The 20,817-nt window shown below is 38.2% G+C and carries 23 protein-coding genes; 11 read left to right on the top strand and 12 right to left on the bottom strand.

Annotation, left to right across the window (positions count from 1 at the left end; all coding sequences use genetic code 11):
• The first annotated feature begins 162 nt into the window (after positions 1-162).
• Positions 163-1,287 (top strand): CofH family radical SAM protein, encoded by a 1,125-nt coding sequence (locus tag ACFSR6_RS21440; RefSeq protein WP_379082802.1) that lies wholly within the window; start codon positions 163-165, stop codon positions 1,285-1,287.
• Between the two features lie 146 nt (positions 1,288-1,433).
• Here the strand turns inward: ACFSR6_RS21440 and ACFSR6_RS21435 are convergent, their stop codons facing one another.
• Positions 1,434-2,324 (bottom strand): ferritin-like domain-containing protein, encoded by an 891-nt coding sequence (locus tag ACFSR6_RS21435; protein ID WP_379082800.1) that lies wholly within the window; start codon positions 2,322-2,324, stop codon positions 1,434-1,436.
• A 19-nt stretch (positions 2,325-2,343) separates the two neighbouring features.
• Positions 2,344-3,069: a ferritin-like domain-containing protein gene (locus ACFSR6_RS21430; protein WP_183759816.1), complete on the bottom strand. Its 726-nt coding sequence runs from the start codon at positions 3,067-3,069 to the stop codon at positions 2,344-2,346.
• A 125-nt stretch (positions 3,070-3,194) separates the two neighbouring features.
• Here ACFSR6_RS21430 and ACFSR6_RS21425 point away from each other — a divergent pair, with 125 nt between their 5' ends.
• The 5 genes from ACFSR6_RS21425 to ACFSR6_RS21405 all read left to right on the top strand — a co-directional run bounded on the left by ACFSR6_RS21425 (position 3,195) and on the right by ACFSR6_RS21405 (position 9,263).
• Positions 3,195-3,980 (top strand): LytR/AlgR family response regulator transcription factor, encoded by a 786-nt coding sequence (locus tag ACFSR6_RS21425; protein ID WP_379082798.1) that lies wholly within the window; start codon positions 3,195-3,197, stop codon positions 3,978-3,980.
• Positions 3,970-6,975 carry a ligand-binding sensor domain-containing protein gene (locus tag ACFSR6_RS21420; RefSeq protein ID WP_379082796.1) on the top strand — a complete coding sequence of 1,002 codons (3,006 nt, stop codon included), beginning with the start codon at positions 3,970-3,972 and terminating at the stop codon, positions 6,973-6,975. The genes ACFSR6_RS21425 and ACFSR6_RS21420 overlap by 11 nt, the downstream gene beginning before the upstream one ends.
• A gap of 251 nt (positions 6,976-7,226) precedes the next feature.
• Positions 7,227-7,793 carry an SMC-Scp complex subunit ScpB gene (gene scpB / locus ACFSR6_RS21415; protein WP_379082795.1) on the top strand — a complete coding sequence of 189 codons (567 nt, stop codon included), beginning with the start codon at positions 7,227-7,229 and terminating at the stop codon, positions 7,791-7,793.
• Positions 7,794-7,880: 87 nt separating this feature from the next.
• Positions 7,881-8,072, top strand: a complete 192-nt coding sequence (locus ACFSR6_RS21410) for a hypothetical protein (RefSeq protein ID WP_379082793.1) — start codon at positions 7,881-7,883, stop codon at positions 8,070-8,072.
• Positions 8,073-8,144: 72 nt separating this feature from the next.
• On the top strand, positions 8,145-9,263 hold the full coding sequence (locus ACFSR6_RS21405; protein ID WP_379082790.1) for a GNAT family N-acetyltransferase: 1,119 nt from the start codon (positions 8,145-8,147) through the stop codon (positions 9,261-9,263).
• 278 nt (positions 9,264-9,541) lie between these two features.
• Here ACFSR6_RS21405 and ACFSR6_RS21400 read toward each other — a convergent pair whose 3' ends face one another.
• The 8 genes from ACFSR6_RS21400 to ACFSR6_RS21365 form a co-directional block, all read right to left on the bottom strand.
• Positions 9,542-10,471, bottom strand: a complete 930-nt coding sequence (locus ACFSR6_RS21400; protein WP_379082788.1) for an EamA family transporter — start codon at positions 10,469-10,471, stop codon at positions 9,542-9,544.
• 4 nt (positions 10,472-10,475) lie between these two features.
• Positions 10,476-10,955 (bottom strand): Lrp/AsnC family transcriptional regulator, encoded by a 480-nt coding sequence (locus ACFSR6_RS21395; RefSeq protein ID WP_379082786.1) that lies wholly within the window; start codon positions 10,953-10,955, stop codon positions 10,476-10,478.
• Positions 10,956-11,074: 119 nt separating this feature from the next.
• Complete coding sequence (locus ACFSR6_RS21390; RefSeq protein ID WP_379082784.1) at positions 11,075-11,395, bottom strand: helix-turn-helix domain-containing protein; 321 nt, start codon at positions 11,393-11,395, stop codon at positions 11,075-11,077.
• A gap of 78 nt (positions 11,396-11,473) precedes the next feature.
• Complete coding sequence (locus tag ACFSR6_RS21385; protein WP_379082782.1) at positions 11,474-12,826, bottom strand: UDP-N-acetylmuramate--L-alanine ligase; 1,353 nt, start codon at positions 12,824-12,826, stop codon at positions 11,474-11,476.
• Between the two features lie 111 nt (positions 12,827-12,937).
• The gene (gene prmA, locus ACFSR6_RS21380; RefSeq protein ID WP_379082779.1) at positions 12,938-13,780 is read right to left on the bottom strand and encodes a 50S ribosomal protein L11 methyltransferase; all 843 of its coding nucleotides are present in this window, start codon (positions 13,778-13,780) and stop codon (positions 12,938-12,940) included.
• A complete protein-coding gene (gene tpiA, locus ACFSR6_RS21375) occupies positions 13,781-14,542 on the bottom strand; it encodes a triose-phosphate isomerase (RefSeq protein ID WP_379082777.1) in 762 nt (253 codons plus the stop codon).
• Between the two features lie 48 nt (positions 14,543-14,590).
• Entirely contained in the window at positions 14,591-15,757 is a 1,167-nt protein-coding gene (locus tag ACFSR6_RS21370; protein WP_379082774.1) for a putative sugar nucleotidyl transferase, read from the bottom strand.
• Positions 15,758-15,829: 72 nt separating this feature from the next.
• Positions 15,830-16,078 (bottom strand): type B 50S ribosomal protein L31, encoded by a 249-nt coding sequence (locus tag ACFSR6_RS21365; RefSeq protein WP_025142617.1) that lies wholly within the window; start codon positions 16,076-16,078, stop codon positions 15,830-15,832.
• A 289-nt stretch (positions 16,079-16,367) separates the two neighbouring features.
• Between ACFSR6_RS21365 and ACFSR6_RS21360 the strand changes: the two genes are divergently transcribed.
• Together ACFSR6_RS21360 and ACFSR6_RS21355 are read left to right on the top strand one after the other, a co-directional pair.
• A complete protein-coding gene (locus ACFSR6_RS21360) occupies positions 16,368-16,535 on the top strand; it encodes a hypothetical protein (protein ID WP_158544299.1) in 168 nt (55 codons plus the stop codon).
• Between the two features lie 8 nt (positions 16,536-16,543).
• Positions 16,544-17,233 (top strand): hypothetical protein, encoded by a 690-nt coding sequence (locus ACFSR6_RS21355; RefSeq protein ID WP_379082772.1) that lies wholly within the window; start codon positions 16,544-16,546, stop codon positions 17,231-17,233.
• 10 nt (positions 17,234-17,243) lie between these two features.
• Here the strand turns inward: ACFSR6_RS21355 and ACFSR6_RS21350 are convergent, their stop codons facing one another.
• On the bottom strand, positions 17,244-17,528 hold the full coding sequence (locus tag ACFSR6_RS21350) for a hypothetical protein (protein WP_379082771.1): 285 nt from the start codon (positions 17,526-17,528) through the stop codon (positions 17,244-17,246).
• A 306-nt stretch (positions 17,529-17,834) separates the two neighbouring features.
• A complete protein-coding gene (mce, locus tag ACFSR6_RS21345) occupies positions 17,835-18,242 on the bottom strand; it encodes a methylmalonyl-CoA epimerase (RefSeq protein WP_379082769.1) in 408 nt (135 codons plus the stop codon).
• A 117-nt stretch (positions 18,243-18,359) separates the two neighbouring features.
• Between mce and ACFSR6_RS21340 the strand changes: the two genes are divergently transcribed.
• The 3 genes from ACFSR6_RS21340 to ACFSR6_RS21330 all read left to right on the top strand — a co-directional run bounded on the left by ACFSR6_RS21340 (position 18,360) and on the right by ACFSR6_RS21330 (position 20,515).
• Positions 18,360-19,571: an IscS subfamily cysteine desulfurase gene (locus ACFSR6_RS21340; RefSeq protein ID WP_379082767.1), complete on the top strand. Its 1,212-nt coding sequence runs from the start codon at positions 18,360-18,362 to the stop codon at positions 19,569-19,571.
• A gap of 105 nt (positions 19,572-19,676) precedes the next feature.
• Positions 19,677-20,090, top strand: a complete 414-nt coding sequence (iscU, locus tag ACFSR6_RS21335) for a Fe-S cluster assembly scaffold IscU (protein WP_039476200.1) — start codon at positions 19,677-19,679, stop codon at positions 20,088-20,090.
• A 98-nt stretch (positions 20,091-20,188) separates the two neighbouring features.
• Entirely contained in the window at positions 20,189-20,515 is a 327-nt protein-coding gene (locus tag ACFSR6_RS21330; protein WP_379082764.1) for a HesB/IscA family protein, read from the top strand.
• Positions 20,516-20,817: the final 302 nt, after the last annotated feature.

Below are 20,817 nucleotides of genomic sequence, written 5' to 3'. Positions count from 1 at the left end.
TGACAGAGATTGTAAAATAGCAAAAGATGGATAGCGCGAGATGGAAAATGGATGAAGGCAATTCCTCGCCAATCGCCTGTTGCTCGCCGCTCACTGTTATTTTTTTACAAACCTTAAACCATCCACCTTCAACCTTCCCTCCCTTTTCCTTATCTTTGTGTTATGAACACAGCCGATTTACTGCAACGGGCATTACATTTTGATTTTTTAAGCCTCGAAGAAGGGGTACATTTATACCATCATGCCGATACGGCATCCTTGATGTTCGTAGCCAATGAACTCAGAAAAATTCAAGTACCCAGCGGCAAAGTAACCTGGCAGATCGACCGCAATGTAAACACCACTAATGTTTGTATTGCAAATTGTAAATTTTGTAATTTCTTCCGCAGGCCAGGCCACGAAGAAAGTTATATTACCGACATTGAAACCTATAAGGTTAAAATTGAAGAAACTTTCCGCCTGGGAGGAGATCAATTGTTATTACAGGGCGGCCACCACCCCGATTTAGGCCTCGCCTTTTATGCCGATCTGTTCAAAAAATTAAAAGAATTATATCCTGATTTAAAACTCCATGCTTTAGGTCCGCCTGAAATCGCACATGTGGCCAAACTGGAAGGGTTAACTCATACCGAAGTATTAAAAGCATTAAAAGAAGCCGGGATGGACTCTTTACCGGGTGCTGGTGCTGAAATATTAAACGACCGTGTAAGGCGTTTAATCTCTAAGGGTAAATGCGGTGGACAGGAGTGGCTGGATGTGATGCGAGCCTGCCACCAATTGGATATCACGACCTCCGCTACGATGATGTTTGGCCATGTCGAAACCATCGAAGAACGTTTTGAACATTTGGTATGGATCCGCCAGGTGCAAAGTGAAAAACCTGCTGATGCAAATGGATTTTTGGCTTTTATTCCCTGGCCTTTCCAGGATGATGGTACTTTGTTAAAAAGACTTCGCGGGATCAGCAATACCGTAACCGCTGATGAATATATCCGTATGATTGCCTTGAGCCGGATCATGTTACCAAACATCAAAAATATCCAGGCCAGCTGGTTAACCGTTGGAAAAACAACTGCACAGCTTTGCTTACACGCAGGTGCAAATGACTTTGGATCAATTATGATCGAAGAAAATGTAGTTTCGGCAGCAGGCGCCCCACACCGTTTTACCGCAAAAGGTATACAGGAATCGATAAGGGCTGCTGGTTTCGAGCCCCAGTTGCGCGGACAGAAATACAATTACAGGGATTTACCAGAACACTTGGAAGAGCAGGTGATTACCTATTAATCAGGTAAACAGAGCCCATGTAAGATGTACAAATCTTAGATCCTAATAAAATTTTCATAAAAAAGGGAAGCAGAACCAAAGCTCTACTTCCCTACCTTAAACTAAACATTACCTAATCAATAATGTCAATATTATAGTGTGTACTGTTATAGTTTTTTACCGTCTCTTAAAAATAAGTTGGCAATGGTAACTACGCTAGCTTTATCTAAAGGTTCATCAAAACTTTCTACAGCAGCTGCTTTGGTAATGCCTGCATTACCGCCAATGCCTACAATATTTGCTCCGGCCTGTACAGTTAAATCTTCACCTGCGTAAACAGCATCAACAGCTGCAACCCCTGAATCATTTGCCTGTCCAGAAGCACCAAGGCTAACCCATGGTTTATAAACGGCAGAACCTGCAGCAGTACGCATTTGACGGATGTGTGAAGCATGACGTGCCTCAACAGAATGAATTTGAAGTGCGGTTTGCAGTACACCAGGGCTAACCAATAAATTTCCTGCCTGGCCCTTGTATGCCCTAACTCCGGTATCTTCAAAACCTTGTGCTACAGCCAAAAAGGTATTATAATCAGAATAAACAGTAGCAAATGCTCCTCCTGCCCTAAAATCGGTATCTGCGTAGGCAATAGGTGCACGGGCAGAACTACCCAAAGCACCAACTAACAAATCAACGTGTGCTTTTTCGTGGTCGCGAATGGTGGTAATGGCGGCCTGGCTGGCAGCATTAGGAAAATTAAAAGTAACGTCAATTACTGCAGATCCGGGAGTTTTACCTACAATACAATGATTATAAAAGTGATATTCTAAATATTCTAACGACAGCGCAAAGTTTAATACATCAACAACGCCAGAAGGTAAAGTAGTTTGGCCATAAGCCTTCTGGAACATTGAACCTAAAGCTAAAGGCATAGCTGCTAATGAAATTTTCTTTCCTATGTTGAAAAAGCTTTTCATTGCGGCTCTTCTTGGATTTAATCTCTCATAGATTTCACCATCAACTTTTTCAATTTCTTCTAATATATTTACGATATTCATGATTTTCTGATTTTAAAAATTAAAGATTGGTTACATTAATTTTGGTTTTGATATAAGTCTTAGCAATGTTTAAAACTTTATCTGGTGTTAAAGCAGCATCTAATCCGGCTGAATTATTGGCACCTAGTGAAGCTAGACTATTAAGATCTGCAAATGATCCGTTCGAAATCAAATCACGAACATAGGCAGCATGACGGGCTTCAACTGAAACAATTTTACCTGCTAATAATAAAAAGGTTCCGTTTTTAAGTCTTGGTCCTGCACCATTATAGGCCGCAACACCCAAATCTTCAAAAGCCATTGCAGTTGCTAAAACACTGGCAGAGCTTGTAAAATCAATTGATTCGAAATTTACCTCTAAGCTTCCTATTGCAGCTGTACCCAAGGCTGCTTTAAAAAACTCTCTGTGTGCAATCTCATGAAACTGAATATCCTGAAAATATGCTTTTTGAGCAGCAGTGAAGCTTGCAGGCGGAGCAGAAGCAACTTTTACATAAAATGCGGCTTCCAATTGCTCCAGAGCGTACGCATAGTTTAACACCCCGAAATCATCTTTAAAATCTAATGTAGCACCTCCCATTACAGGATTGTCATAACCGCGATCTTTTCTACAACCCGCAGCTACCAAGGCAATACCGGCAGCGCTTGCGCCTGCATACTGAAGAAAAGATCTTCTGCCTACAGTTTTGTCAAATAAACTTTCATCCTGAAGTTCACTTTTTGTTTCTAGTTCATTGTTTTTCATACTCATCTAATGTTTAGTGGTTTTGAATTCGTTTGATGATACATACGTGACAATTTGAACACCGGTTTTTTTGATTTGCATTTTTTTTTATAAGACCATTTTAATACATTCACCAACCTATAGCTATGACCATATTAAAAGCCATTATTGTTGATGATGAGGAATTTGCCCGCTCATCGTTATTTTTTTTACTGCAACAGAACTGTCCGCAGGTAGAAATTACCGGTATAGCGAGATCTGTAAGCGAGGCAAAAGATATTTTGGCTCATCACCCTATTGACTTGATTTTTCTAGATATTGCCATGCCCGGAGGCAATGGCTTTGAATTGATTCCCGATGCGCAAAAGCATAATGCAGCCGTAATATTTACGACAGCTTATGACCAGTATGCGTTAAAAGCAATTAAGGCCAATGCGCTCGATTATCTTTTAAAACCAATTGATATCGATGAGCTTAAAACTGCTGTAGAAAAGGTTTTTCAGCACATTAAACTGTTTAAAGTTCAAAATGAAAACGACGAAAGGATCAATAATTTAGTCTCCAGTTTGAGCTCCAGGACCGAAATCAGGAAACTGACTTTACCCTACGGACAAGGGTTTAAAATGATCGATATTGACGATATTATTTACATCGAAGCCGATAGTAATTATTCTATCGTGCACTTAAACAACCACGATAAAATTACCGTTTCTAAGGTTTTAAGGGAATTTGAAGAACTGCTGCCAACCGATCAGTTCGTGAGGATCCATAAATCAAGCATCATCAATCTTAACCACTTAAAGGAATATAATTCTAAGAACGGACTACAGGTTTTCCTGAAAAATGGCGAAAGCATTAATATTTCGAGAAGAAGAGCGAGCGATTTTTTTGAAAAAATAAAATTATTTACCAAAGCAAACAGTGATCATTAATCAGCAGCTAAAAGTGAGGCCATTAGCTCAAAAAGCTATCCTGAAGTTTAGCTTCAGCCGCACTTTTATTGTTTTTTTATTTTTGACCCTCGGATTTATCACTCCTGAGAATCTTTTTGCTCAAACCACTTATCTTCCCCATTACAATACCAAAAACGGCTTGGCCAGCAATAACTGTTATTACATTTTACAGGATAAAAAAGGTTTTATATGGATTGCTACCGACAATGGATTGAGCCGTTTTGATGGAACAAATTTTCAGAACTTTACGATCGAAGATGGGCTTCCGGATACCCAGATTCTCCAGATGAGGGAAGATAAAGACGGGCGGTTATGGTTCTTTGCATTAAACGGCCAGCTGAGTTACTTAAAGGAAGGAAAGTTTTACAACCAGGATAACGATGAATTACTTAAAAAACTAAATTTTAATACCGTAATCGTCTCCTTCCTGGTTGATAAAAGCGGGAGGATCTGGCTCGGTACCAATGCCAACCTGATTGTTTGCTGGGATGGAAAAACAATCAAAAAGTACATCTCCCCCAACCAGAACGACAAGTTTATCAATGCTTTTATTCATGAAGATGAACAGGGAAATATTTTTGCATATAGCGATTTAAGTGTACAGCAGTTTAATGGAAAAACTTTTTCGCTGGTGAAATCGAAAGTCCAGCCACTTTCTTATATGACTGCTGCAAACAGTTCGCACCGGTCGTTATTTTATTTAGACAGTGGCGGATTAAAGCAATACAGGCATGGCATCATCAACGATCTGATCCCGATTCCGCAGAACCTGATCAAAAATATGTCGGGGTATTTTTATTACGATGTTACCAGCAAAGAAGTATGGCTATCGAATGCTAATGGTGCTTTTGCACTCGATAAAAATGGCAAAACCGTTCAATATTTACAGGACATTGCCGTTAACCAGGTGATAAAAGACAATAACCAGAATATTTGGTTTGCCACCAACCAGGGGATTTACATGCTCCCGAATGCGAATAACCGTTTATCGATTATTGATGCAGAATCGGGCCTCAGCAGTAACGTCATCAAAAGCATTACCAAAGATGGTAAAAACCGCTTGTGGTTGGGTACTGACGATGCCGTTATTGATATACTAAGCATTAATAACTACCAGGTTAATGAAGTTGGCCTTGATGATTTTAAAAAGTATAAAACCATCAAACAGATTACATTCGATCCAAAAGATCAATCGATCTATTTTGCATCCGATTACGGCATGGGTGTTTTTAAAAATATTTACAACGGTAAGGATGAGGTAAGTTACTTAAAGGAATCGAACAACTCCATGTTTGTGATCAAACATTTTAGTCTTGGCCAAAATAATGATCATTTAGCCCTTGCACTATCATCAGGTGTGGTTTTCTTGTCCGATAAGCGAAATAAATTTGAGTTTAACGCTGCAAAATACCGGGAAAAGGAAGATTTTTTTAAAGATCGTTCCTACCATGTTTTTTACGATCGCGAGGGCAGCTTATGGTTTTCGAACGTAAACGGTTTATCGCAGTTTGCAAAAGGTAAGCTCATCAAACATTACGAAAATAATCCATTGCTTACCAAAAGGATAAATGATATACAAGAACTGCCTGATGGTACACTTGTTCTGGCAACAGATGGCTATGGATTAATTTTTTATAAAAATAACCGCATTACTACTCAAATTACCCAGAAAGATGGTTTAACCAACAATATCTGTACTAAAATTTTTGTAAAAAACAACGAAATTTGGGTTCTGACCAATAAAGGCGTCAATAAAATTACAGATTATCCCAATCAGCCCAGCGTAGTCAATTTCGATTATGGAAAAGACCTCTTGAGTGATGATATCAACAATTTATTTATTGATGACAGCACGGCTTATTTTGCCACAAACAAAGGACTTATCCTCTTCAAATACAACAACAAGAACATTATTAAAAACCTGCCAAAGGTTTATGTAACTTCCATTATTAAGAATAACGAGCGCTTACCGGTAGATCAGGGCAATTTCACCTTTGAAACAGGCAATAACACCATATTATTTACCTTTAGTGCAGTTGATTTTACGACCAGCGATATTACCTACCGTTACCGTTTAAACGAAAATTCAGACTGGATAGAAACCAGGACAAGACGGTTAGATTTTTCTTCCCTGCAACCTGGCGATTACGTTTTTGAAGTAAGTGCCAAAAGCCAAAACGGGAATTGGGGCGAATCGGCAAAAATTTCTTTTACCATTAAAAAGCATTTCTGGCAAAGCTTATGGTTCTTGTCCATTTTAATACTGCTCGTGGCCTATATTTTTTACAAGGTAGCTGTTTATATTACCCGCGAGCAAAAAGATAAAGAACAGAAACAACTGCTGCTAAAAAACAAAGTTTTAATGCTGGAGCAACAAGCCCTCCAGGCCATGATGAATCCGCATTTCGTATTTAATGTGATGAATTCCATTCAACATTATATCAATACGCAAAATACAGCTTCGGCAAATAAGGTTTTAACAGGTTTTGCCAGATTAATCAGAAAAAACTTAGAGATTTGCACAAAAAGCTACATCTCTTTAGAGGAAGAACTTGAATATTTAAACCTTTATTTAAAATTGGAGAAAAACCGTTTCGGCGATAAACTGCAATACATTATTAATATTGAAGAAGACATTGATAAGGAAGAAACCTTTATACCATCCATGTTGTTGCAACCTTACGTAGAAAACGCAATATGGCATGGAATTATGCCAAAAGAAACCGGCGGTGAAATTCAGATCAATATTAAACTGCAGGATCAATTTTATTTGAATATCGAAGTTATTGACGATGGGATTGGAATTGATAACTCCCTAAAAGAGAAAAAAGGTACCCACATTAGTAAAGGCATGCAGTTAACCAAAGAAAGGTTACATCTTTTAGGGCAGATTGGAGCAAAACCTATACACTTAAACGTAAGACAGAACACAACAAGCGGTACCACTGTATCCATTTCTATACCGTTAAAATAGAAATTTTACCGTTTACTCAATTATTAATACCACTCACTAAATAGAACAATGATCGAACCTTCTTTAGCCTTAAACTTGTGTTAGAAATAAACGATAATGTTTATCAAAGACGTTCTTATAGAATTGATATAGAGATTTAATAACCTAACCTAAAACTATATCTTAATTCAGGTTTCATTTGTGTGTTGAAAGCGGTCTTGTTTTTAAAAGCGAGACCGCTTTTTTTATGCCCAAAAATTCTATTTTTGTATATGCCCAATCACAATATCACCAGGCACATCGAAGCCCTTGTATTTTCTTCCAGTCAAAGTATAGGCGTGCAGGAAATTATACTTGCCCTCAACGCTATTTTTAATGAAGAATTTATCGAAACACAGGTATTCGAAAGTATCGAACAGATTAAAGAAAAATACAGTCACGAAGACTTTGCCATAGAACTGGTTTATTTAAACAATGGATATCAATTTCTTACGAAAAAAGACTATCACGAAACCGTTAACCAGCTCCAGTTACACCGGTCTAAAAAAAAATTAAGCCAGGCCGCCATGGAAACACTGGCCATTATTGCCTATCGTCAGCCCATTACCAAATTGGAAATTGAACAGATAAGAGGTGTAAATTCAGATTATTCTGTACAGCGCCTGCTTGAAAAAGAGCTCATCAGTATTGATGGAAAGGCAGACACACCAGGCAGGCCTATTCTCTACAGCACCAGCTCACTGTTTATGGATTATTTCGGACTGAACAACTTAAACCAACTCCCTCAGTTAAAAGACATTGTAAAAGAGGAAAATACTGTTGGAAAAAATGTGGAATAAATAATTTAATTTCTTTGCTTCCAGCTTGTTATTAAAAAAAGTTTTTTTGTATTTTTAAACTATAAAAGCAATTTTTATTTTTGTGTTATGAAAGCGCCAAAGAAACTCCCAACCAAGCCGACTACCAAGAAACAGGTAGACGAAAATGATGATCTTGAAGATGACGACATTCAAACAACGAAAAAAAAGCAACTGGATGACGACGACGATGATTTTGATATTCCATTAGATGATATTGACAACTTCGACAATTTCGACGACGACGACGACGATTATTAATATTTAAAAAACATATATTTGAAGAAGCATCCGCCCGCTTGGTAGGATGCTTTTTAATTTTAAAATGTGCCCATGCAAGTTATACAGGTTAATAATCCATCATTAAAAAAAGATTTTCTAAATACGCCTAAGCTTTTATATAAAAACGACAAAAACTGGATCTGTCCATTAGACAGCGAAGTTGAAAACGTTTTTAATCCAGAAAAAAATACATTTTTTGCTCACGGCAAATGCAATCGATGGGTCTTAAAAGACGATGCAGGCAAGCTTATCGGTCGCGTGGCAGCTTTTATTAACGAAAAAAAGGCTTATCATTATGACCTGCCTACCGGCGGAATGGGTTTTTTTGAATGTATCGATAATGAAAAGGCAGCATTTCTCTTATTTGATACTGCCAAAGCATGGTTAACCGAAAATGGCATGAAAGCAATGGAAGGCCCTATCAATTTCGGTGAAAATGATAGTTTTTGGGGCTTATTGGTTGAGGGCTTCACCCCTCCTTCCTTTGGCATGAATTACAATTTCCCTTACTACCATAAATTTTTCGACAAATATGGCTTCGTTACCCAATACGAGCAATTAACCAACCATATTGATATTACCATCCCCTTCCCCGAGCGTTTTACCAAAATTGCCAATTGGGTAAGAAACAAACCGGGTTACACTTTCGAATATTTTAGCAAGGCCAATGCCGGCAAATACATTAACGATTTGATGGAAATCTATAACGATGGCTGGCAGAATTTTGAAAACTTTGTGCCAATTAAAAGAGAAACGCTCGAAGAAAGCTTCAAAAGTATGGAGCCGATTATGGACGAACATTTAATCCAGTTTGCCTATTTTAATGGCGAACCGGCATCTTTTGTGGTATTAATTCCCGATGCCAACCAGATGATAAAAGGTTTTAATGGAAAATTGGGTTTAATTGAAAAATTAAAATTTGCTTATCGCCGCTGGGTGGGTGTAACCCGCATGCGGGCCATTGTTATGGGTACAAAACCGAAATATCAGAAACACGGTTTAGAATCGGTCCTATTTATTCGCCTGGGCGAGTATGTACTACCTAAAAACCAGTATAAAGAACTCGAATTAAGCTGGGTGGGCGATTTTAACGAACAGATGATTGCCATCCACAAAGCCACTGGTGCAACCTTTGGTAAAAAGCACCTGACCATGCGTAAGGTATTTTAGTTCTTTCATCATTTCGACTGTAGATTTCAATCTGTAAAAGATCCGTGCCTCCACAGATTTTTTTATTCCCATCATGTGAAGGAGAATGGCGATTGTATCGTGTTAAACATCAAACTATTCTTTATGCCAAGGTCCGTGTCTCCACGGACCTTTTTATTCCCATCATGCAAACGAGAATGGCGATTATATCGTACTCATACCAAAAACTATTCTTTTGCATTATAAATACGAACCTCCCGAATCCTCATTACAAACCAGGATTATTTTTCAAGGAAAATTTATGCACTTTTATATTTCGGCAAATTGATCAACAGTACACTTCCCAAAATAATTACGAGCCCAATCACCTGAGTAAGGCCAATTACCTCGTTGGTGAAGGTCAGGCTTAACAATACAGCTACAACCGGGTTTACATAAGCATAAGTACTCACTTGTGTAGCCGGGCGCACTTTTAATAGCCATACATAAGCGCTAAATGCAGCGATTGAACCAAACAGGATCAGATAGATGATAGACAGCCATGCATCAAGCGGTATACTGCTCCAATCAAGTTGTTTAAACTCCGATTTTATTACTGCTCCAGGCAGGAAAACCAAACTGGCCATTAACATCTGCCAGCCTGTATTTACCGAAACCGAACTCTCGGTAGTGGGATGATATTTCGAATAAAGCGATCCACCGGCCCAGGCCACAGGTCCAAAAACCAGCAATACCATACCTATAATCTGCAGGTTACTTTGTGGTTTATCAAGCGCCTGCATAATCTGATCACCAAATAGGAGTACAACGCCCAAAAAGCCAATAATTAAACCCGATACAATGTATTTATTACTCAAATTTTCTTTCCAGTGCGATTTATCCAATATTACAAACCATATTGCGGCTGAGGCTACCATTATCGCCACAAGGCCACTAGGGATAAACTGTTCTACCCAGATTACGATGCCATTGCCTAACCCCAGCATTAAAACCCCGCTTATAGCAGCAATTTTTATCGTTTTTTTATTAAAAATATCTTCCCCTTTTATTTTACACCAACCTAACATCAGAATACCTGCAATGGTAAACCGGACTGTTCCCAAAATAAATGGCGGGAACCCGGCCAATGCTTTCTGGATAAAAAAATAGGTAGAGCCCCATACAATATATACAATGGCAAATGCAAAGTAAACCATTATTGGAGATGCTGTTTTATTTAAATTTGTCATGATCTTATTTTTGAGGGATTACCAGTTGTTGTTGTTCTTTCACTGTTTCTAGCACAATGGTTGTTTTCATCGATAAAATGTTAGGCACCTTGCTAAACTCATCGCGTATCAAAGCCATTAAAGAGGCTGAATCTGTTGTTCTTACCTTAACCAGGAAACAATCATCGCCAGCGATTACATGTACTTCCTGCACATCGGGAATTTTCGCCAGCTCACTCGCTGTATCATTGCAGCTGAAGCTTTGCGATGATTTCATTGAAATAAAAGCCAGCAACTTTAAATCTAATGCAAGAGGATTTACCTTGGCACTATATCCTGTAATTACATTTTTTCTTTCGAGTTTTTTCACCCTTTCGAGCACAGCTGACGGAACGAGGTCTAATGCCTTCGCTAAATCTACGTTAGAGATCCGGGCATTATCCTGCATTAATCTGAGTATAGCCAGATCAACCTGATCCAGACTAAAATTGTTTTCGATTACCATTCTATAAAAATAAAATTATTTCGAATAAAATTCAATATAATTTATATAAAAATGAATTTTATTCTTTTTTATTATTTATATATGATAATTAATCGGAACAACCCACTATATACCAAATTTTACATACCAAGCTTATCGTAGAGGTCAATTACTTTTTTACGTAGCTTATTAATTTCCTCTTCTTTTTCGATCAGTTCTTTTTTAAGTGCAGCCAATTCTGCTGATGGATCAGTCGCCACAGTTTTATCATCGATCAATTGCACAACCGGAACTTTAAATATTTTGGAAATCTGGAGTAAACGGGAGATATTGAGATCAGTTTGTCCTGTCTCAATCTTACAGAAAGCCGGAGTAGAAATATTCAATTTTTTGGCAGCATCAGCCTGACTTAAACCTAAGGCAACCCTACTTTGTTTAATGCGATCTCCGATGCTTTTCATAATTTTTAGATTTGAGATACCAGATGTGAGATTTGGAAGAAGTTCAGTATCTCATATCTGATATCTCACGTCTCATATCTATTTTTTTAAAGCCGCGGCCAGTTCAGGCAAATCAAAACCTGCATAATTACCAGAACTCATCATTAAAAGGTTGGTATCTTTATAATTTAAGCTGAGCAGGTAACTTTTCAATTTTGCCGCATCATTAAAAAATTTCAGTTTTGGATTAGCAAAAGCCTGTTGCACATCATCCTCTGAAAAAGGTTCCATACGTTTCTGTTCGAAGGATTTAATATCGATAAATACAATAGCTTCATCTGCTTTATCCATTGCACCTGCATATTCTTTCAGAAAATCTTTATTCAAACTGCTAAAAGTATGCAATTCGATACAGGCAACCAGTTTACGGTGGGTAAACTGTGCTTTAACCGCACCGATAGTTGCCTTCAATTTTGAAGGTGAATGCGCAAAATCCTTGTATACATTGGTCGATTCATCGGCAGCAATGACTTCTAAACGTTTAGCAGCCCCGGTAAAAGAAGCAATGGCCACATTAAATTCATTTTCTGAAATGTTCAACTGGGCACATACCAATTTTGCCGCATTCAGGTTCATCAGGTTATGATCGCCAAAAATCTTTAATGCAGTTTGTTCTGGCATCAGGTAAGTGATCCCGTTCCTGATTTCGTGTTCAGGGATGGTATAACCGATTTTGGTAATATTGGCTTTTGATGATTCTACAATCTGATCTAAATCGGCATCCGCCTTACAATAAATTAAAGTCCCATTAGCTTCAATGGTATCAATAAACTTATCGAACTGCAGGGTATAATCTGCATAAGTTGGAAACACATTGATGTGATCCCACGCAATACCGCTGATTACTGCGACATTGGCTTTATACAGATGAAATTTAGGCCTTCTATCAATCGGCGAAGACAAATACTCATCGCCTTCTATAATCATTACAGGCGCTTCTTCTGTAACTTTTACCATGGTTTCAAAACCAGCCAGTTGTGCACCAACAAGATAATCGAAATCACGTTTGTAATAATTCAGCACATGCAAAATCATACTGGTAATGGTTGTTTTACCATGACTACCGCCAATCACTACACGAAGTTTATTTTTGCTCTGCTCGTAAATATATTCAGGGTAGGAATAGATTTTAACACCTAATTCCTGTGCTTTCAGTAATTCAGGATTATCAATCCGGGCATGCATGCCTAATATTACGGCATCTAAATCTTTGGATATACGGTTTTCATCCCAGCCCATTTCAGCCGGCAATAAACCATACTTATCTAAACGCGATTTTGCAGGTTCGAAAATTACATCGTCGGAACCTGAAATCTGGTAACCTTTTTTATGTAAGGCAATGGCCAGGTTATGCATGGCACTCCCACCGATTGCTATAAAATGTATACGCATATTTTTTTGTTTTAGATATGAGATGTAAGATTTGAGACACAAGACCGAAGAACAAACACCTAAGTTCTTTAGCCTCTTTGCCTTTCCCCCTCAACCATCTACCTTTTAACCTTACACCTTTTTCTCAAACTGTGCAGCTACCCAATCACCATTCTGTTTATGATCAACGTATTTGATACCATATTTAGCACATTCGGCCGTAATCATCCCCAGATCAGGATCCAAATAAAAGCCACTGAAGAAAATTTTGCCTCCGCCTTTTAAAACTTCGGCGTAACGGTGAATCTGATCTAAAAGGATATTCCTGTTGATATTGGCGAAAATAACATCGTATTCATCATCAGGAATTACCTCTTTACTCCCACAAAGGGCTTTTAAATTATCTACATGGTTAAGCGCAGCATTTTCTACCGTACTTTCGTAACAGATATCGTCATAATCGATGGCCATTAAACTTTTAGCGCCCAGTTTTGCCGCCAGAATCGCTAAGATTCCGGTTCCACAGCCCATGTCGAGAATATTTTTATCTTTTAGGTCGGCTGCTAAAATATACTGTATCACCATTGTGGTGGTTTGGTGGTGACCGGTGCCAAAGGCCATTTTCGGATCGATCACGATCTCATAGGGATATGATGGCTGTGGTTCATGAAAGGTTGCCCTTACATAACACACATCATCAATAATCAGCGGACTAAAGTTTTTTTCCCATTCGGCATTCCAGTTTTCGTCGGCAACATCTTCTAAAGTATAATCTGTTGCAAATTCTTCGCTGTAATTGGCCAGTAGTTCTTTTAATTCCTGTTCGTTAAAATTATCCTTGATTACGAAAGCCGTAAAACCGCTCTCACTATCTTCGAAAGTATCGAAGCCCAAATCAGCAAGATCACTGATAAGCAGGTCTTGCTGATAATCTTCGATACCTTTGAAGGTAAATATTGCTTTAATGTATTGCATTTAGCTGTTTAATGCTTTGATAATATCTGTAAAATCGCGTGATTTTAACGATGCGCCACCAATCAGGCCACCATCAATATCTTTTTGAGAGAATAAACTTGCCGCATTGCCCGGGTTACAACTACCGCCATATAAAATAGTAGTATCATCAGCTACATTGAAACCATAGTTTGCTTCGATTTCACTGCGAATGAAAGCGTGAATATCCTGTGCCTGCTCTGGTGTAGCGGTTAAACCTGTTCCGATAGCCCAAACCGGCTCGTAAGCGATTACGATTTTTCTGAAATCTTCTTCTGTTAAACCGAAAAGACCTTCTACTAATTGTTTTTTCAACACTTCGTAATAGCTACCATTGTTACGTTCATCCAAAGTTTCGCCGATGCAGAAAATTGGAGTTAATCCATGTGCCAGAGCGGTTTTAGTTTTTACAGCCAATAATTCATCACTTTCTGCAAAATACTGCCGGCGCTCCGAGTGCCCCAAAATCACATATTCTGCACCAACAGATTTCACCATTTTAGCAGAAGTTTCGCCCGTGTAAGCACCACTTTCTTTATCGCTGATGTTTTGAGCGCCAATTTTAACATCGTTACCCCCCAATTTTGCCAAGCTGTTTAAATGAATAAATGGCGAGCAAATAATAGCCAACTGATCGCCTTTACGCTCATCTTTAACCATATTTACGATTTCGCTGAACAACGAAACACCCTCGTTGTAATCTAAGTTCATTTTCCAGTTACCGGCAACAATCTTTTTTCTCATTTTGTATTATTTAATGCTTGGTTGATCTTTTCAAGATCAGGTTTTATATTAAAATCGCCTATACGATTCGGTTAATTCAAATACTTTGGTCAGGATGTTTTTTTCAACCTCATTAAAAGCTACATCCTTTCTTGCAAAAACCTTTTCGGTTGTTTCGAACATTTTGTGCAACTTATAGGTATCGAAACCAGCAGCACCGCCCCAACTAAAATCGGCGATGTGGTGTGGCGGGAAACCGCCACCAAAAACATTGGCTCCAACCCCTACTACGCTACCAGTGTTAAACATGGTATTGATACCACTTTTAGCATGATCGGCCATAATTAAGCCGCAAAATTGCAGATTGGTATTTCGCATTTTTTCGCTTTTGTAATCGTAAAGCTTTACTTCAGCATAGTTGTTTTTTAAATTCGAATTGTTGGTATCGGCACCGATATTGCACCACTCACCCATTACCGAATTACCCAAATAACCTTCGTGGCCTTTAGCTGAGTTTCCCCAGATTACAGCGTTATTAATTTCGCCGCCGGCACGGCTATTTGGTCCAATGGTAGTGCCAGAATATATTTTGGCGCCCATTTTTACCGATGAATTTTCGCAAAGTGCAAAAGATCCCCTGATTAAAGATCCTTCCCATACTTCGGCATTTTTACCGATGTAAATCGGCCCATAACCACTATTGAGCACACTGCATTCTACTTTAGCACCTTCTTCTAAAAAAATATCTTCGCCGAGCAATTGGTTGGTGCTACTGATATTAGCAGAAGTACGCCCCTGGGTCAACAATTTAAAATCTTTTCTGATTTCAGCAGGGTTATGTCCGAAGATATTTTCAGGATAAACGATTTGTACAAAATCGCCGGGATATTGAATTGGTTTTAGCGATTTAACCGCTTCAAGATCGTGCTGATCGGCAATATAAGCTATAACAACCTCTTTTTTATAAAGTGCTTCGCCGGTTTTAAGGTTAGAAACAGCATTAAGCAAAGCTTCATCCGGGCAAACAGAACCATTTATAAATAAATCGGCGTTGGGTTTTGGCGCAAATTTTATGGAAAGGTAATCCTGTGTACAAAAACCAAAATCGGCATTTAAATATTTGCCCCATTTTTCGGCAATGGTTAAAATACCTACACGCAGATCGGCCACTGGCCTGGTAAAAGTAAGCGGACGGAGCGATGTCCAGCTGGCATCATCAAAAAGATTGATTGTCATAAGTAGCAAAAATAAAAAAAGTCCCGATGCTTTTGGCAAAGGGACTTCAAAAAATGCTTTTTACAGCTTAAATTATTTCTTAGCGTAACGGTTTTTAAATTTATCGATACGTCCTGCAGTATCAACCAATTTCATTTTACCAGTATAGAAAGGATGTGAAGTGTGAGAAATCTCTAATTTATAAAGAGGATACTCATTACCATCTTCCCATTTAATTGTTTCTTTAGTATCTACGCAAGATTTTGTTAAGAAAGCATACTCGTTAGACATATCTTTGAAAACAACTGGTCTGTAGCTTGTTGGGTGCAAATCTTTTTTCATTTGAATATTATTTTTAGTTATTTGTGTGAAAGCATCAAGAACGTTTTTGCAATTTGCTGGCAACAACGCTTATGACATTTCCTATTAGTCTTTTCTACCTCTTATTTTAGAGGATGCAAATATCTTAATTTTATTTTTGATTTACAAGCCTAAATAAAGTTTTTTAAATTATATGGCTTTTATCCCTTCAACAGTCAAAAGGCATTGAAAACATCCGCCTGCAAAATCAAACTTTTTTGAACTTAATATTGTTTTTCAGATATTTAAAAAATATATGTAAATTTGAGGTATGAGAAAACATGGCGAATTAGACGGCATTATCCACGCCAATAGTAGTGGAAAACTCTATATTAAAAGTCCCGATTTTTTTGCACAGCCAAGGATTATCCAAATGGTTAGCTCATTAATGGAATCGAGTATTTTCAAAAAAATAGAGAAGGATAAAAACAAGAAATAGCCTTATAGATGCCTTTTAACCTACTTTTGTTCCCTCTTGTAGGCGGCTACTATATTCTAATCAGGTTCAGGTACCTGCGGTATGTACAATACCGGCTCGAAAGCCAGCGTATATTATTAAATTCAGCTTTTGCAGGCATTCTTTTACTAGGTGCATGTTTTTTGTTAAGGGCAATACTGATTGCTATCTGGCCTGAAACCATGGTACACCTCAGCAAATTACTTCCCATACATGCGCCTTATTTCGGCACCACCAGCATGTCGTTATTTGTTGCCGTAATTGCAACAGAAGTCGCCAATCTGTTTATCGACCGACTAAAAGCCATTAAAAGAGCCATATCTACTTCGGGAAATGAATTTGAGTTATTATTAAGTTCATCTTTTTTTGATGCCCATCTTTTACAGTTTACCATGGATAGCGGGAAATTCTATATCGGCTGGGTAAAAGAACTGCCTAAACCATTTACCACAAGTTATATCCGCATTACGCCTGCCTTTAGCGGTTACCGCAAGGCCGACGATAAAGAACTGGTTTTTACCACCCAGTATTTAACGGTTTATGCCAGTTATATAGAAGATGGTTCGGTAGCGAATACCGATGAACTGAAAACAGATCTCGTATTAAAGGCTGATAAAATCAATTCTGTTTCATTTTTTGATATGGATATGTATAACCGCTTTAATCCTTCGCAGGAATAAATAGATTAAACTAATCTTTCTTCGGACTATATTTTGCCCAGGTTTCTATTTTAGCTTTCTGTCGGGCAATGTATGCATCGGCGATTACTTCTGCAGAACTTGAGCCCCCTACTGTTTCCAGCAACTCCTTTAATTTATACTGATCTACATCGGCTTTATATAAAATCTGGATCAGTTTAGGGAAATCGTTATCAATGAGGTAGGCAAATGCATCAACCATTACCTCCCGCAACTGGCTCTCGGAAATGTTTTCGGCTATATCGAAATCTTTACTGATGATATTGATTAATGACATAGAATAGGATTTTTCTGATTATTAGATTTTAAGATCAGGGTTATTAGAATAATGATTAATTAATACTGGATTTAGGTAATTTGCATTTCCCTAAGAACCACAGTCTGAAGTTAAATAAACCTGATAAAAGCGGCAGCTCCCGATTCTTCATCGAGACTATAGCGGTTAGCAGGACTGCAGCGTACGATGGAATATGGAACCATTCGTTTGCAAAAAAATAATTTTGATTGGCACCCCACCTTTCAGCCTCCCTCTAAAAGAGGGGAATAGATAAACGCATTATACCCTCTTCCATCTTCCATCCCCTTACAGCCATTTAATCTCCTGGCAGATTTCGATCAGCACACTATTGGTATCTTTTGGATGCACGAAACACACCATTTTATTATCGGCTCCTTTTTTGGGCGACTCGCTAAGCAATACAAACCCTTCCTGGTGAAGCCTTTCCATTTCGGCCAGGATATCATCAACCAGAAAAGCGATATGATGAATCCCCTCTCCTTTTTTCTCGATAAATTTAGCAATAGCACTATCAGGAGCAGTAGCCTGGAGCAGCTCTACCTTATTTTCGCCTGTTTTAAAAAAAGCGGTATTGACAGATTCGGATGCAACCTGCTCCGTTTTATAACAATCGGTATTGAGTAATTTCTGATAAATCGCTATAGAACGGTTAAGGTCTTTTACCGCGATGCCGATGTGTTCTATCTTATTCATAGATTATAAGGTTATGTGAATGTAAAAATGCGGCTTTTATCTATAAGCTCATAGCTATTATTTATAATTGTTAAATAAGTTTTTTCGTATCTTTGTGATATAATTAACAGAATAGAGATGAAACAGCCGATATATTTAGATAATAATGCGACAACACCGTTAGATCCACGTGTGCTGGAAGCAATGCTACCTTACTTTACTGAAAAATTTGGAAACGCCGCAAGCCGTAACCATGCCTTTGGATGGGTGGCCGAAGAAGGTGTGGATTATGCACGCGAGCAGGTAGCCAAATTGATCGGCTGTACTGAAAAAGAAATTATTTTTACATCAGGTGCAACCGAAGCCGATAACCTGGCCATTAAAGGTGTATTTGAAATGTACAAAGATAAAGGTAACCACATCATTACCGCGGTTACTGAACATAAAGCGGTTTTAGATACTTGCAAACACTTAGAGAAAAATGGTGCACGTGTAACGTATTTAGGCGTTAAAGAAGACGGTTTAATTGATTTAGCTGAATTAGAAGCTGCCATGACTCCTGAAACCATTTTGGTTTCGATTATGTATGGCAATAACGAAATCGGTGTAATCCAACCGGTTAAAGAAATTGCTGCCATTGCACACAAACATGGTGCTTTATTTATGACCGATGCTACACAGGCGGTCGGAAAAATCCCTGTTGATGTTAATGCTGACGGTATTGATCTAATGGCATTTTCGGCACATAAAATGTATGGACCGAAAGGTGTTGGTGTACTTTACGTTCGCCGTAAAAACCCAAGGGTTAAAGTTACCGCACAAATGGATGGTGGTGGTCATGAGCGTGGAATGCGTTCTGGTACCTTAAACGTTCCTGGTATTGTTGGTTTAGGTAAAGCCTGCGAGCTCTGCCGTTTAGAAATGGAAAGCGAATCGATCCGTTTAGCTGCTTTACGCGATAAATTAGAATCCAGCCTGAGTGAAATGGAAGAGAGTTATGTAAATGGTAATACACAACACCGTTTACCGCATGTAGCCAATATCTCTTTCAAATATGTTGAGGGTGAAGGTTTAATGATGGCAATGAGCGATTTGGCAGTTTCATCAGGTTCTGCCTGTACATCTGCTTCATTAGAGCCATCGTATGTATTAAAAAGTTTAGGCTTATCTGATGATTTAGCACATTCTTCTATCCGTTATGGTTTGGGAAGATTTACTACAGAAGCAGAAATCGATCAGGCAATCGAAGTGACAAAAAAAGCAGTTAACCACTTAAGAGAACTTTCTCCGCTTTGGGAAATGTTTAAAGAAGGAATCGACCTGAGCAAAATTGAGTGGGCAGAACACTAAGCCAGTTTGGAGTTGGCAGTTTGTAATTACGAACTGAAAGTTGATAACTGAAAATTGAAAACTAATTAAAAATTTGCTCCGTAAGGAGATTAAAAAAATAAAATCATGGCATATTCAGAAAAAGTAATCGATCATTACAATAACCCACGTAACGTAGGTACTTTAAATAAAGACAGCAAATTTGTGGGTACAGGATTAGTTGGTGCACCTGAGTGCGGCGACGTAATGCGCTTACAGATTGAGGTTGGAGAAGACAATGTAATTACCGATGCCAAATTTAAAACATTTGGTTGCGGTTCAGCTATTGCTTCTTCTTCTTTAGCTACAGAATGGTTAAAAGGAAAAACAATTGATGAAGCTTTGGCTATCGATAACATGGATATTGTTGAAGAACTGGCTTTACCTCCGGTTAAAATCCACTGTTCTGTATTGGCTGAAGATGCAATTAAATCGGCGATTAACGATTACCGTGTTAAAAATGGCTTAGAAGCTATTGCATTAGAAAAATCGCACCACTAGAATAGATGTGAGACAATATATTGGAGATGTAAGACCATGCCCTTCGGGTACTCAAATATGCCTCAAATCTAACTTCTCATATTTCAAATCTTAATACTATGATTACGATAACAGATAAAGCAAAAGAAAAAATCGCTCACTTAATGCAGGATTCGGAAATGGGATCTGAATACTTTTTACGCGTTTCAGTAAAAGGTGGCGGTTGTTCGGGTTTATCATACAACTTGGATTTTGATAATGAAGAGCAAAAGGGCGATCAGTTTTTTGAAGATAAGGGAATCAAAATTGCTTTAGATATGAAATCATTCCTTTATCTAGCCGGCACTGAATTAGATTTCACCGACGGTTTAAACGGAAAAGGTTTCAACTTTGTAAACCCTAACGCCAGTCGTACCTGCGGTTGCGGCGAAAGTTTCTCAGTTTAATCGAGTCGAACTAAGTTTTACAAAAAGGTTTCATTTTATGGAACCTTTTTTGTGTTTCCGGAGGTTTGTTTTTCTGCGTTTTTCACGAAGATTTAGATAAAAAGCGTCGTCATCTCGACCGAAACGCAGTGGAGCGGAGAGATCTATCTTGAGACAGATTTCTCGACTTCGTTTAACTCCGCTCGAAATGATTGTTATGATAAAAACAAATTTTACGCAGCTATATTATAGTTATTTTTATAGCTGACTTGATTTTTAATAACTGCAGCAATTCTCAATGCTATTTTGTTTCTAACGGCATT

The sequence above is a fragment of the Pedobacter vanadiisoli genome (genome assembly GCF_042684385.1).
Taxonomy (GTDB): Bacteria; Bacteroidota; Bacteroidia; order Sphingobacteriales; family Sphingobacteriaceae; genus Pedobacter; species Pedobacter vanadiisoli.
Note: the sequence above shows the minus strand (reverse complement) of the source record. Positions and strands in the feature narration are given on the sequence as shown.

Coding starts and splice junctions, on each gene's coding strand:
- ACFSR6_RS21360 (WP_158544299.1), top strand. CDS start 16,368: ATGAGAAAACATGGCGAATTAGACGGCATTATCCACGCCAATAGTAGT.
- ACFSR6_RS21365 (WP_025142617.1), bottom strand. CDS start 16,078: ATGAAAAAAGATTTGCACCCAACAAGCTACAGACCAGTTGTTTTCAAA.
- ACFSR6_RS21430 (WP_183759816.1), bottom strand. CDS start 3,069: ATGAAAAACAATGAACTAGAAACAAAAAGTGAACTTCAGGATGAAAGT.
- ACFSR6_RS21350 (WP_379082771.1), bottom strand. CDS start 17,528: ATGTCATTAATCAATATCATCAGTAAAGATTTCGATATAGCCGAAAAC.
- ACFSR6_RS21330 (WP_379082764.1), top strand. CDS start 20,189: ATGATTACGATAACAGATAAAGCAAAAGAAAAAATCGCTCACTTAATG.
- ACFSR6_RS21400 (WP_379082788.1), bottom strand. CDS start 10,471: ATGACAAATTTAAATAAAACAGCATCTCCAATAATGGTTTACTTTGCA.
- ACFSR6_RS21410 (WP_379082793.1), top strand. CDS start 7,881: ATGAAAGCGCCAAAGAAACTCCCAACCAAGCCGACTACCAAGAAACAG.
- ACFSR6_RS21370 (WP_379082774.1), bottom strand. CDS start 15,757: ATGACAATCAATCTTTTTGATGATGCCAGCTGGACATCGCTCCGTCCG.
- ACFSR6_RS21435 (WP_379082800.1), bottom strand. CDS start 2,324: ATGAATATCGTAAATATATTAGAAGAAATTGAAAAAGTTGATGGTGAA.
- mce (WP_379082769.1), bottom strand. CDS start 18,242: ATGAATAAGATAGAACACATCGGCATCGCGGTAAAAGACCTTAACCGT.
- ACFSR6_RS21395 (WP_379082786.1), bottom strand. CDS start 10,955: ATGGTAATCGAAAACAATTTTAGTCTGGATCAGGTTGATCTGGCTATA.
- ACFSR6_RS21340 (WP_379082767.1), top strand. CDS start 18,360: ATGAAACAGCCGATATATTTAGATAATAATGCGACAACACCGTTAGAT.
- ACFSR6_RS21355 (WP_379082772.1), top strand. CDS start 16,544: ATGCCTTTTAACCTACTTTTGTTCCCTCTTGTAGGCGGCTACTATATT.
- tpiA (WP_379082777.1), bottom strand. CDS start 14,542: ATGAGAAAAAAGATTGTTGCCGGTAACTGGAAAATGAACTTAGATTAC.
- ACFSR6_RS21405 (WP_379082790.1), top strand. CDS start 8,145: ATGCAAGTTATACAGGTTAATAATCCATCATTAAAAAAAGATTTTCTA.
- ACFSR6_RS21385 (WP_379082782.1), bottom strand. CDS start 12,826: ATGCGTATACATTTTATAGCAATCGGTGGGAGTGCCATGCATAACCTG.
- prmA (WP_379082779.1), bottom strand. CDS start 13,780: ATGCAATACATTAAAGCAATATTTACCTTCAAAGGTATCGAAGATTAT.
- ACFSR6_RS21440 (WP_379082802.1), top strand. CDS start 163: ATGAACACAGCCGATTTACTGCAACGGGCATTACATTTTGATTTTTTA.
- scpB (WP_379082795.1), top strand. CDS start 7,227: ATGCCCAATCACAATATCACCAGGCACATCGAAGCCCTTGTATTTTCT.
- ACFSR6_RS21390 (WP_379082784.1), bottom strand. CDS start 11,395: ATGAAAAGCATCGGAGATCGCATTAAACAAAGTAGGGTTGCCTTAGGT.
- iscU (WP_039476200.1), top strand. CDS start 19,677: ATGGCATATTCAGAAAAAGTAATCGATCATTACAATAACCCACGTAAC.
- ACFSR6_RS21425 (WP_379082798.1), top strand. CDS start 3,195: ATGACCATATTAAAAGCCATTATTGTTGATGATGAGGAATTTGCCCGC.